We start from the raw sequence: 12393 nt of genomic DNA, 5'->3' as shown, positions 1-12393 counted from the left end.
CCCAAAAATGGTAACATAAATATACCAAATATCCCCTCTTTTTAGTTTCTTCTTGAATAAGAGCGGGTTTTGTTGAAGGGCTATCAGTAACCAACTCTCCTAAGATACTTGCGCCAGCCCCTAAGATCCTTCACAACCTTCGAGGGCATATTATGACCACTAACTGCTATTACACCGACTGACGCTCTAGGCGCTTTCGCGCTACCCGAGTGACGAATAGCCTGAGCAAAACTCACCAATGCTAAAACTAAAACTAACAAAAAGTGGAATTATTTGCCTAAACAAGCAGACAGCTTTAGCCATTCAAAACGTCCTCCACATTATACCCCAAAAAGTAGGACGAAGCGGACAACAAATCATTAAATGTGACCGAAAAAACTACCAAAAGCTAGTGCTTAATCTCTATAAAGCTGGGTTTGCTATTAGTCTTGTCCCCCCCGCAATGAGCCGCCAACACCACCAAGCTACACCCGCTATTTAATGACTCACGGAGCGACCTGACCCAGTTCTTGGGGTAGAACTGGGTAGTTCACTATCCAACCTCAGACCAGATAAGCTGTCGTGCCTTCGAGTTGATTGAATAGCGAAGCTCGGCGTTAGCCCAAGCGTGAATTTCTTACCATGAGCATTCTTCAATTTTTTCCCGACCCCGGAGACCCCGACGAATCGCTAATTGACCCTTTCGACCCAATCGTCGGACAAGACCAAGCCATCGCCCTATTACAAGGAGCAATTACCACCAACCGCATCGCCCCCGCCTACCTCTTTGCCGGACCCGCCGGCGTCGGTAAGCGCCTAGTCGCCCAATGCTTTGCCATCGCTCTGTCTAATGGCTTCCCCACCACCAACTTCCTCAACGAACGTTTACACAAAAGCAACCACCCCGACCTGCTGTGGGTAGAACCGACCTACCTGCATCAAGGCAACCTGGTAACCACAACAGAAGCCCATACCCAAAAATTGGAGTTCAAAAAACCTCCCCAAATTAGAATCGAGCAAGTCCGGGAAATTGTCAAATTCCTCTCCCGACCGCCCTTAGAAGCCTCCCGGTCTATTGTGGTCATTGAGCAAGCTGACACCCTGGCTGACTCAGCGGCTAATGCCCTGCTCAAAACCCTAGAAGAACCGGGTCGTGCCACCTTAATTCTGACAGCTTCCTCGACTCACTCCTTACTGCCCACAATTGTTTCCCGCTGCACCCACGTCCCCTTCCGCTCCCTATCCCGAGGCGATACCAAACGGGTCTTGCAGCAGACTGGCCATGGGGAGATTTTGGCAGACAATACGCTATTGCAACTCTCCTGGGGGAGTCCTGGAAAAGCCATCGCATCTTTCAATCAACTCAATTGCATTCCCCAAGATTTGCGACGCGCCCTCACCGAATTGCCCTTAACCACCCGTCAAGCCTTAGAACTAGCTTTTTTTATCGACAAAACCCTGGATGCACAGACCCAACTTTGGTTAATCGATTACTTACAACACTGCTACTGGGAACTCCACCATCAACCCAGTATCATCCAACACCTAGAGAACGCCCGAAACTATCTCCTTAAGCTAGCGCAATCCAGACTGGTTTGGGAAGTTACCCTCATGCAGGGGTTTGATACAGCGCCTTCACAGGCGTATTCAGTGAAATATGTATCAAAAAATGAGGTAAAAAACTCATGACCTACACCCAATCACTTCCCACCTTTACTGTTGAATTTAGCCAACTCAACGACCTAGCCAAACAGCTCAGACAGCTTGGTGCCAAATTCAATACCCACACAGACCGCGCCACCCAGCGGTCTGTTCTGAGTTTCAAAGTATTGCCAAAAACAGCTTTGAAACTGCTGGTCAAGCCCCCTGCTGAAGCACCCGCTATTGCTGACCCTTGGGACGAACCACTGAAAGAAGCTGATGTCCCCGTCGCCCCAGTTGTCACAGCCTCTGCCCCTAGCAAAGCAACACCCATGCTACTGCTACCCCCAGGAACTCCCACACAGACGTGGGCATCCACAGAGCAACTCCAAGGCTTGAGCAAAACTCGCCTGAAAAAGTTGGCTAAACGTTTCCGCATTCAGGGTCGCAGCCAAATGGATACCGAGCAGTTGGTCGCCGCCCTGGTAGGACAAGTAAGTGCCGCAGAGCTCTAGGAATTCAATACCCATCCCATCAACTGTATCTAGCCGTTGGGGGATGGGACAAGTTGAACTTCGCCCTATCGGGCGGCAGGCAGTGACAAAAAAGTTAGGAGATTTAACCCATGTCTCTCATCAATTCAGTTAGCTTAGTCGGTCGCCTCGGACAAGACCCCGAAACCCGCTACTTTCCCTCTGGCAGCGTGTTGGTCAAACTGTCTCTGGCAGTAGATCGCCAGACCGCGCGGGATGAACAGCCCGATTGGTTTACTTGCGAACTCTGGGGCAAAACAGCCGAAGTCGCTGCCAACTATACCAGCAAGGGCAGCTTGATTGGTGTTACTGGGTCTTTGAAGCTGGAGACTTGGAGCGATCGCAACTCTGGCGAACAACGCACTAAGCCCATTATCAAAGTAGATCGGCTGCAACTATTAAGTGCCAAGTCTCAAGATGCTGACTCATCAGCCTCCCCTAGTGATGACTATTATAACGGCACTGACTTCTAACCTTCACCCATCCTGTTTCCCACAACGCCACGGGATTGCGGGATGGGTGTCACCGCTTTGGGGAATTCCAAATGTGGTGCTACGCACCGCTTTCGTGACCAAAAACACAGCAAAAGGAAACGCACAATGAACCACACGACCCAAAAAATCCGCATCGATTCTCTCAATGCCAGCCATACGCAAGAGGGGACACTTCACGTTTGGGGCAAGTGTACGTTTCAGTTTTATGATCGCGGCTCAATTCAAATGGCTCCACTTCAGTTTACCAGCTACGGTAACTGTGCTGTGGCTTTAAATGAAGCCGGAGTGGGTGCAGTTGTCTTGGGCTTGGGACGACTCAATATGAATGTGGTTGAGAAAGCAGACTACAAACAAAAAGTAGTCGCTTTCACCATCACCAATGCCGAAATCATTCGCCAAGGCAGCACCCAGACCCAACCCGTTCAACCTGTGTCCCCCACTCCACCCCAACTGACAGCAATTGCTGGCGGTAATAGCAACAGCACTAATGGTAACGGCAAAGGGCAAGTCGCTGACTTATTGGACATTCCCTTTTAAATTGTTCAATTAATAACTAATCAATCAACCCCTGTGCCAACGGCATGGGGGTTATTTTTTTTAAGCGAATTCCCTTCCCTGAATAATAGAGCGCTATGCGCCTGATTAATGACACAATTCAGGGCAATCAACGTGAATAATACTACAACCATCTGTGGTTTAGCTGGAGAAAATTTATTCAACCAGCTCGTTGCGGCTTGTCACAAACTTAAACGAGTGAAATTCAGCTCCCAAAAACTCATTCAAGTTGCCAATAATTCGGCTATCGGACGCCAGCGTTTGGCGCTCTCCCTGCCGTATCTTTTGGCAGAATACGGAATTCCTGTACGCCAGGAAAATCGCTATTACCTTCATCTTAACTGGAAATCGGTTCCGGCGGAGGTTATCCTCGATTACGTCTACGGAATCGACTCCTGCGTGCAGCTATTTGGCTGGATTGTCGCCTTGGATATCACCACCAACCCCAAGGCCGTTGAAGCCAAACAAAACAAACTTCAACACCTTGCACCATTATGGCAAGCGCTCGGCATTGACCGCACAGCGGTCTTTTTGATGGACAAACCGTGTCCGCACGACCGAACCACCGACTTGGTCACTGCCCTGCGACAGGTGATTAAAGGGCAAACGTCCATACTTGTGGGTTCGCGCATTTAGCTTATTCGGCGATAGGTTCCCCATCCTATCCCTATTCTTAGCCGCCCTTAAGGCGAGTCAAATCGGGGTATTCCATGTCCCCGATTTGACATTTATCAAACTGTAGTTAGCACTACCCAATCATTTAATTTTCTAATAGTTATCTAGTTTATCTGATAGTTTGATGCAAGTAAGATAATGTTTCGTTATTTGACATGGTGGGGGTAGCTTCTGGGGGACAATAGAAACGGCGCTCTCCTTCGATTTCCCATGCCGGCTCAACCCGATTCGTCTTTCCCTAATCCTCAAGCACCAGCATCGGTAAAGAGTGCTGGTCTGATTGATTTGCGGTATGTGCGGGTTGAGGAATTTTTGAGAGCGCGATCGCTAACTGCCAACAGCCAAAAAGCTTACCGTCGGGAACTGCGACGCTTTTTGGTGTGGACGGAGCGCCCGATTAGTCAAATTACGCCCCGGCAAATTGTTCAGTATAAGGAGTATTTGGAAAAGTCTTTGGCTCCTAGTTCGGTGAATCGAGCCCTTTGTGCTCTGAAAAGTTTTTTTAGTTGGTTGGTTAAGGCGTATCCCGACACGATGAATAGCAATCCCACCTCCTCGGTTGCACTGCTTAAGTTGTCTTCGCCACCAGCGTTTGACCTGAGTGATACGGAAGTTGATGCACTTTGGCAGGGGATTAAACGGCTGCCGCTAGCTAGTCAATGCCGAGAGGCGGCGCTGTTGGCGGTTCTGCTGCACGGGCTGCGAGCGGGAGAGGTGGCGGCGCTTTCTCTGGGAGATTATGATGGGATACGCTTGACGATTCGCCAAGGGAAAGATGACAGTGGTGGGACGGTTCCCCTCAACCGACAAGCCCGCGACTGTTTGAATGCTTACCTAAAGGAGCGACGGCACGCCGGAGAGCGCTTTTCGGGATACCGACCCCTGTTTTTGTCCTGCTCTCCGATTCCTTCAAAGGGAGAACGGCTGGGATATCAGGGGATATATTATACGATTAAGGAGTTGGGGGAATTGGCGGGTATTGCGAACCTGACGCCCCATCGCTTGAGGCACACTTATGCGACAAAGCTCCTGCTTTCTGGTATTGATAGCCTTCATGCTCGTACCCTGACTCGTCATAAGTCTGAGGCTAATTTTAAGCGTTACGCTAAACGTGCTCTGGCGTCAGCGGCGGAGCGGGCTTTTTATGAGGCGATTGGGGAAGAACCGCCGACTGTTTGACCGAACCGTCGCAGATAGCGTGGATGTCGGCTATGAGGTATCCCAACGTCAAATTGAAATTGACGGGTTACTATTTTGGGTCTTCCGTACTTAGCGTGCTAAACTGTTAGTTTGATTTGCCGGAATATTGGACAGCATAGGCACGCCTACTTAACTCGCTCTCACTGGTTATGCAAGGCGGAAGCAACCAGTTGGTAAAGCAGGCAAAGCAAGTTTTGTTTCTCGTCACACTGGCATGACTTCGACCTTTAAAGCCAACTTCATTGCCTGCTCAAGGCAAACCTTAAGCCGTTCTGCTAAAACTCGCACATGAGGCTCCTTGACAAGGGTGTAGTGATTGCCAGAAATTGTATGAACCTTCACTCCACCGTCCGTTAACTGATTCCAACCCATTGCCGGGTCTGAATTCTCTAACCAAAACGATTCCTCCGCACGAAAGAGAGTAATCTGGTTTGGATAAACAACTGGCGTGTAGCTGCGTTCAGCTTGACGATTTGCCAAAACAACCTCTAGCAAACGGCGAATTTCAACCACTCCAGCATCAGGAAGCACAACGTTAGCCGCCCTCGCCCGCTTCAGCACATAGCTCAACTGCTCATCCGGCGCAAGAGACTGGAGAGCGCTAACCGATACATCAAGCTCCTTCCCAAAATAACTGCCCAAATCCTTAGCAAACCAAGCTAGTGTGGCAGCAGTATCAACCTCCATCGCTTGACTGTTGTGGTGGGGTGCTGAACTATCTATCAAAGCAAGCAGCGCTACTTGCTCACCAGATGAGTGCAACTGTTGAGCCATCTCAAACGCTACCACTCCACCAAATGACCAACCTCCCAGCAAATAGGGACCTTGTGGTTGAATCTCGCGGATTGCCTCGATATAATAACTAGCCATATCTTCAATCCGGCTGTTTGGCTCTGCTTCCCCATCAATCCCCGATGCTTGCAAACCGTAAAAGGGCTGGTCTTCACCCAGATGACGAGCTAAATTTAGGTAACAAAGCACATTGCCCCCAATGGGATGAACGCAGAAAAAGGGAGGCTTTGTACCATCTGGCTGAATCGGTACTAAAGGAGAACTCAAGCGAGAATCGGTCGCCTGACGCAAAATGCTTGCCAGATGCTCAATCGTCGAATTGGGAAAAAGCGTCGCTAGCGATAACTTCTGTCCAAAATGCTGCTCAATCTCCAGCATCAGGCGTACTGCTGATAGAGAGTCACCGCCCAGGTTAAAGAAGTCGTCTTTCACGCTGATGGGGTGAATACCCAGCACGTTTTCCCAAATATGAGTCAACTGAAGTTCCCAAGTATCGCGGGGAGCTATAAATGCAGTTGGTTCTATGCGTCTGCTGTCCCTGGGAGTGGGTAGTGCTTTGCGGTCAACTTTCCCGTTAGGATTCAGCGGTAGGGACTCCAAGAACGTAAACCCTCCAGGGAGCATATAAGCTGGTAAGCGCTCTTTCAAGTAGGCGCTTAGGCTTTTATCGCATAGCTCTACAGGAGTCGGTTGCTCGTTTAATACTACCTCTGGAGCGAATAGGCGATCGTAAAATAAGTTGCTCTTTGAGGGAGTTTTGTAGAGAAAAGAATCGTATTCAAATTCAAGGCGTTCTCCACTCTGTTTAAATAAATAGCCTCGAATGTGATAATCAGGATTTAACTGGTCTTCACTCAACCGAGCGCTACAAACGGCTTCAATTTTGTCTCCAGCCGCCACTTCAATCCCTGGATAAAACACTGGAAAATAAACAGGTAGCCAGTTGCCGACGTAAGCTAGACTGTCAATGACTTCATTCTCAACCGTGTGTAAATTAAGCCATAACAAAAATCCATCAATTTTGCCACTATGAGTGATAGTAAGACTTATCTGTCGGTCATATTCGGGATTAGAGACTTGATTGAAATCCAAATCCTCAAAAACATCTACTGTGGAGATGATATTTGATTGAGGAAAATTTCGGAAAGAGACCCTTAAGGGTATTTTCCCTCCGAGCTGGTTGAAAATCTGCTGAGTGTAATAACCGGATAGTTCCGAAAAGTGAGGCTGACTGGCAAACGTTTCAGGAAGATAAACAGCAGCGATGTTAGTCACGCAGCGCTGGGGAATCATTATCCCATCTTCCTTGAGAAACCTTCTCGCATCATTGAGAATCGAAACCGCCCCTTCTGAATTGCCGATCGCGCCAATCAGTTCTGAAACACAGAGATCGACTTTCTCAGGGAGTTGCACTTGGGTGGCATCCCCATGAATTACCGATATTTTGTCTGACAACCCCAGAGATTTCACATAACTCGTTGCCTGTTTGTAAGCTTCAAGTTGCATCTCAATGGCGTAAACTTTCTTAGCGCCATGTTCGGCACAGAATTTCGCCCAAACAACATCCTTACCCGTGCCAATATCTACAACAACTTTGTCCTTAACAACTTTTTTAAGTGCCGCCTCATAACTGTGATTTCTCACATGGTCATAGGTCATGGCATAGTACATGATGGCATCATAAACTCGGTAGTCTCCCGGACAAGGCCATAGTTCTACCTGAGTGTTTTTGGGTTTGGGAATGACATAGGCGACGAGGCGTTGCTTGCCTGATTTTTCTTCGTGAGCCACTACCACACTGTCTTGCACCAGTGGGTGCTGGTTGAGAGTTGCTTCGATTTCCTCCGTTTGGATGCGGAAGCCGCGTACTTTCACTTGGTTATCAATGCGCCCCAGGATTTCGATGTTACCGTCGCTCCCGATACGGGCTAAGTCTCCAGTCTTGTAGAGGTGAGAATCGGCTTCATCACTAAAAGGATTGCGGATAAACCGCGCTGCCGTCAATTCGGGACGATTGAGATAGCCTCTTGCTAAACCAAGACCGCTAATATATAATTCAGCCGTCATCCCTTTAGGCACAGGCTTTTTGTTTTCATCCAACAAGTAAATCTGGGTGTTGGCAATGGGACAACCTATAGGTACAGAGTTGACATCCGGCAATTCTTTCCAGATATCTGGTTCGTAGAGCGTGGATGTGATAGTGGTTTCAGTCAGTCCATAGGCATTAAGCCAGCGGATGCGATTACCCGCGATTTTCTGCCAACTCATCAATCGCTCTGGTAAAACCTTTTCATTGCCAACCACAACCAAGCGCAGCGTGGAAGGTAATTGCGCCTGTGAACTAGACAAAGCAGATACCCATTCATGCCAGTAAGAAGCAGGCAGGTTGAGAACAGTCAGCTTTTCCCGCTCTATCAGTGCTTGAAACTCTGCAACAGTTGGAGTCACAGAACCAGGACGGAGAACGACAGTACCTCCGCTTAACCAGGTGGGGAATAACTCTTCTGCTGCAACATCGAAACTAATCGAAGCAAACTGTAAAACCCGATCCGTTGTCTGCAAATTATAGTGCTTGGCAATGGAAACACTGTGGTTGGCTAGAGCTTGATGCGGAATCAGAACTCCTTTTGGTTGCCCTGTAGACCCTGAAGTGTAGATGACATAAGCTAGATTGTCAGATGTCATGCGGGTGTCAGGGTTCTGCTCGCTGTATTGGGCAATCTCCTCCCAATCAGCATCTAAACAGACTACTTTTGCCTCGTGTGAGGGAAGATTTTCTAGCCACCGTTTTTGAGTTAACAGCACTGGTGGTTGAGCATCCTCTAGCATCAAGGACAGTCGCTGTTGCGGGTAGGTTGGATCTAGGGGGACGTAGGCACCACCTGCTTTGAGAATACCCAGCAGTGCGATCGCCATTTCTAAGGAGCGTTCCACACCAATCCCAACGAGAACTTCCGGTTCCACTCCTAAAGAAATTAGGTAATGCGCTACCTTGTTGGCTCGATGGTTTAATTCCCGATAAGTGAGGCTTTTCCCCTCAAAAATCACGGCGATGTTGTCAGGAGTTTGTTCTACTTGAAACTCAAATAACTGAGGAATGCACAATAGTTGAGGCGTTGATGAATCAATATTATTTGCCATTTGTTCTCTTGGTAGTCGCCGTTAATCCCTGCAATACACTGTTTGTCTAAAATTGAAAGAAGAGCGCAGTTGAGTTTTCTCGCATTCCCCTTGCTTTTGTTTCTATTTCTATGATGTTTTACTTATTTAGCATAGTTTATAAACTTTTTGCTCGGCTTGCTTGAATTAAAATAATTTACTCCTCACAGATGAACCTATATTCTTTCCTTGTGAGAGAATGCTCCTCTAAAAATCTCTTCATTTTACGTTTGCCCTCTGCCATATTTTGAGAGCAAACCGCTACAGAAGCATAGGGAACTTCATATTTTTCTTCAGCGGGTATTTCTTTCTCTAGAACAATTACATAGAAATCTGACTCGGATGACAATTCTTTCAGCTTTGCTGCATCTATCACATGCTTATGCAATGAGGCGTAACAGAGAAAACCATTGTGGTATATACGGGGTAAGCTGTTTTTATTAACAAACGGTTTGATACCGCAAGCAATCAGGTAGGAATACAGGATAAGGTTAATATCCCATACATTAAATACCCATTTAGGAAAATAAAAACCAGCCATCCTAGCATTGATTTCTAAAATTTTTACTCCCAGCGGTGTGTAGATTGACTCTACGTTAAAAACACCCTGTTTTAAGCCAACGCTGCGGCAGGCTTTCCAGGCGATGTGAATCAAATTCTCTTGCTTTTCTTTGTCCAGTAAACTAGGCATAATAGCCGTCATCTCCTTACAGAGAGTAGGCAGAGTGGGTCCATTATCAGTTACATAACCAGCTACCAACTCACCATCAAACATGATTAGGTCAACATCATGTTCAGACCCTTGCAGGTATGGCGTGACAAATATTTGATACTTAAAACTTAACCCAGCACCATACTGTGTGGCGGTTTGAATATAGTTTTTATAGTCTTCAAACTTAGCTAATAATTCTTCTTCTGTTTTAATTACCTCTACACCAAAGGAAGCACTTCCAGTATCTAACTTAATTACTAAAGGATAGTAATGTTGTGGAATATTTTGGACATCGGCTACATTATTTAAGACCCGAAAATCTACGCCATTGGAAAATCCCCTGGATTCAAAAAATAATTTATTGGACTCATCAGCTAGGATTTTTTTATGAGTCAATAATTTGCTTTTAGCGATGCTTGCACTCTGATAATCGTTGGCTGGTTTACCTAAAAAGCTAGCGACTAAAGAGGACAAAGGTACATTATCTTCCCAAAACGTAACTACGCCGTCCACGCTGATGCAATGATTGCGGACAACTTCCACAATTGCTAAAGCATTTTCAATATCTTTGCTATGGTCGTCAATGTCAATATTGAAAAACTGGCTGCTGTAACTAGCAGCAAAATGTTGAGAGTCGCCATCAATTAAAATAATATTGATACCTACTTTATTGGCAAATTCAAAAATATTCAGCTTTGAGTAGCCTCCACCTCCAATCATCAATATATTCTTGCCTTTTAGCATATATTGATAGGAACGGTACAACATCGTTTCCACCCATTTTTCGAGGATATTAGTCCTGTTGGGGGAATGTTGCACTTCGTATAGCTGCAAAGTGCTAATGCAATCGTCATCGTTGACTTCAATTAGAAACGGTTCTAATTGATTATTGTGATTCCTTAAAAAAATATCTAAACCAATGAAATCCGTTTGTTTGTTTTGTTGGGTGACATGGGTTGAATATTGCGTTTCGTAGCCAATAATAGACTCTAGTACCGCTTCACCTAATCGGTTAATTTTTTCAACAAGCTGATTCTTATCCTCGTTTGTCAACTGGAGCAAGTTACACAGATAGTCGATTGAAAAACTTTCGGAAGTATCTCCATTAATGGGTTGGTCAATATAACCTAGATTGCAGATAATTCCAGATGTTTCAACCACATTATTGGGGCGGCGGGTTACAAACACCCTCAGTCTCGCACCCAGGTTACTATTCTCAGTAATGCTTGAATCGATAAATTCCTCCACAAACAGACAATCATTGTCCTGGAGGGAATCTATACATTTCTTAAAGTTTTCAACAGCCCTATCCAGATTATCTTTTGATTCGATAGTGCATAGTCGGCTTCCCATCCACCTTGCTCCAGAAGGCTTAATCACAAATTTAGAAGCGGGAAATGCCGTCAGATGTTCTCGGATTTCATCACTAGAAAGATTTCTGGATAGGGAAATCAATTGAACTTTTGGAGTGATGGGATGATGGCTATATTTTTCTAAAGAAAAGCCAAAAGCCATCAGTTGGGGTACATTGACATTTCTTGCAGCAGCAAGTAAGCGAGTATGCAATTTGTCATTGGTATATTCTTCCAGTTCTATACCACTTGACATCGGGCAGTCCGCCAGTCCTTCATAGAACTGAAATTTTTGAGCCTTCTCTTGGTGGACTGGTTCATAAAAACTGAAACCTGCTTCGGTGCAAAAATTACATAAAAAAGTTATCCTCTGAGGCGTTTTGAATTTGGTGTGAAAACATTGACCAAATTCATTCATGGTAATCCCTTCAAGGATGTATAATACAGATTTATCGCCTTCTTGAATAACTTTTACCCAAGTCGGTTCAGTTACTATAAAAGCACTTTCAGGTAAAATTCTACTTGCAGCTAACAGTAATGTAAGCCTTTCGTCAGCTAAAGTAAAGAAAACAATACAGGGTTTGCTTTCATCTGATTCTAGTTCCGCCTCAGCTTCTTTAATCGGCTTCAGCTTATAAGCTTGGAGAACTGAGTTGAGTGTCTCAAACATATTTGACTATACTTTTCTGAAATGGCTGTTAGCTAATCAAATCGAGGAATTCTTGGGAATTTTAAAAAGTTGGTTAAAACTCCCTATATTATTCCAGAGTTGCTAATTCTATTGTTTCGGACTGCCGATGCTATGCTCAAAGCAGTTCTTCAAATCAAAGCTGGCGCTTTCACTATCACTCTTAACTGTAAGGGCTTGCGAAGGGTCGAATAGAATTTTGTTCTCGTAAGGGGTCAAGGTTTGGTGGAAAAATTCTTTACAGCGATTTTGCTCATCTGCAACAATAACCCGCGCTGTATGCCCTGTGCGTAAAATATCAGTGCGATCGCACCACTCATAGGAGAATATAATTAGGATGTCTCCAGGCTGGCACAAAAGCGCTCCCCCACCATTGGGACAGACGCAGCCTGTTCCTGCCTCTCCTGGCAGAGCATAAGTTGACCAACGGTTGCCGTTGCTGATGTTGACTATCTCCACCTCTTCGAGGGGCAGTATTCCGACTTTCTCCAATAACTCTTGGTCAATGGTGATACTGCCCACATAATCGCGCTTGGCATCGGTCACACGTACTCGATGAAGTTTAGCGTGCATCAGTCTGATTGTCGCCATATTACTCCTTTTGGTAGTCATC

The 12393-nt window shown here is 46.0% G+C and carries 9 protein-coding genes; 6 read left to right on the top strand and 3 right to left on the bottom strand.

The features are described 5' to 3' along the window. Window positions 1-621: 621 nt before the first annotated feature. The 6 genes from RIC07_RS11490 to RIC07_RS11465 all read left to right on the top strand — a co-directional run bounded on the left by RIC07_RS11490 (window position 622) and on the right by RIC07_RS11465 (window position 5056). Window positions 622-1668: a DNA polymerase III subunit delta' gene (locus tag RIC07_RS11490; protein ID WP_446394640.1), complete on the top strand. Its 1047-nt coding sequence runs from the start codon at window positions 622-624 to the stop codon at window positions 1666-1668. Continuing rightward, window positions 1665-2135: a hypothetical protein gene (locus RIC07_RS11485; RefSeq protein ID WP_446394639.1), complete on the top strand. Its 471-nt coding sequence runs from the start codon at window positions 1665-1667 to the stop codon at window positions 2133-2135. The genes RIC07_RS11490 and RIC07_RS11485 overlap by 4 nt, the downstream gene beginning before the upstream one ends. Before the next feature lie 110 nt (window positions 2136-2245). Continuing rightward, the gene (locus tag RIC07_RS11480) at window positions 2246-2626 is read left to right on the top strand and encodes a single-stranded DNA-binding protein (protein ID WP_446394638.1); all 381 of its coding nucleotides are present in this window, start codon (window positions 2246-2248) and stop codon (window positions 2624-2626) included. A gap of 126 nt (window positions 2627-2752) precedes the next feature. Continuing rightward, window positions 2753-3184, top strand: a complete 432-nt coding sequence (locus RIC07_RS11475) for a hypothetical protein (RefSeq protein WP_446394637.1) — start codon at window positions 2753-2755, stop codon at window positions 3182-3184. A gap of 132 nt (window positions 3185-3316) precedes the next feature. Continuing rightward, on the top strand, window positions 3317-3838 hold the full coding sequence (locus RIC07_RS11470) for a hypothetical protein (RefSeq protein ID WP_446394636.1): 522 nt from the start codon (window positions 3317-3319) through the stop codon (window positions 3836-3838). 249 nt (window positions 3839-4087) lie between these two features. Next, entirely contained in the window at window positions 4088-5056 is a 969-nt protein-coding gene (locus RIC07_RS11465) for a tyrosine-type recombinase/integrase (protein WP_446394635.1), read from the top strand. Between the two features lie 225 nt (window positions 5057-5281). On the opposite strand, the gene RIC07_RS11460 is transcribed toward RIC07_RS11465, so the two are convergent. The 3 genes from RIC07_RS11460 to panD all read right to left on the bottom strand — a co-directional run bounded on the left by RIC07_RS11460 (window position 5282) and on the right by panD (window position 12371). Continuing rightward, complete coding sequence (locus RIC07_RS11460) at window positions 5282-9010, bottom strand: amino acid adenylation domain-containing protein (protein ID WP_446394634.1); 3729 nt, start codon at window positions 9008-9010, stop codon at window positions 5282-5284. Between the two features lie 175 nt (window positions 9011-9185). Next, entirely contained in the window at window positions 9186-11762 is a 2577-nt protein-coding gene (locus RIC07_RS11455; RefSeq protein WP_446394633.1) for an ATP-grasp domain-containing protein, read from the bottom strand. Window positions 11763-11870: 108 nt separating this feature from the next. Further along, on the bottom strand, window positions 11871-12371 hold the full coding sequence (panD, locus tag RIC07_RS11450) for an aspartate 1-decarboxylase (RefSeq protein WP_446394696.1): 501 nt from the start codon (window positions 12369-12371) through the stop codon (window positions 11871-11873). Window positions 12372-12393 lie beyond the last annotated feature (22 nt).

This window comes from Coleofasciculus sp. E1-EBD-02, from assembly GCF_040218245.1.
In the GTDB taxonomy this organism is placed as follows: Bacteria; Cyanobacteriota; Cyanobacteriia; order Cyanobacteriales; family Coleofasciculaceae; genus Coleofasciculus.
This window is presented reverse-complemented; position numbering and strand designations above follow the sequence as displayed.

Coding starts and splice junctions, on each gene's coding strand:
- RIC07_RS11480 (WP_446394638.1), top strand. CDS start 2,246: ATGTCTCTCATCAATTCAGTTAGCTTAGTCGGTCGCCTCGGACAAGAC.
- RIC07_RS11460 (WP_446394634.1), bottom strand. CDS start 9,010: ATGGCAAATAATATTGATTCATCAACGCCTCAACTATTGTGCATTCCT.
- RIC07_RS11455 (WP_446394633.1), bottom strand. CDS start 11,762: ATGTTTGAGACACTCAACTCAGTTCTCCAAGCTTATAAGCTGAAGCCG.
- RIC07_RS11485 (WP_446394639.1), top strand. CDS start 1,665: ATGACCTACACCCAATCACTTCCCACCTTTACTGTTGAATTTAGCCAA.
- RIC07_RS11490 (WP_446394640.1), top strand. CDS start 622: ATGAGCATTCTTCAATTTTTTCCCGACCCCGGAGACCCCGACGAATCG.
- panD (WP_446394696.1), bottom strand. CDS start 12,371: ATGGCGACAATCAGACTGATGCACGCTAAACTTCATCGAGTACGTGTG.
- RIC07_RS11475 (WP_446394637.1), top strand. CDS start 2,753: ATGAACCACACGACCCAAAAAATCCGCATCGATTCTCTCAATGCCAGC.
- RIC07_RS11465 (WP_446394635.1), top strand. CDS start 4,088: ATGCCGGCTCAACCCGATTCGTCTTTCCCTAATCCTCAAGCACCAGCA.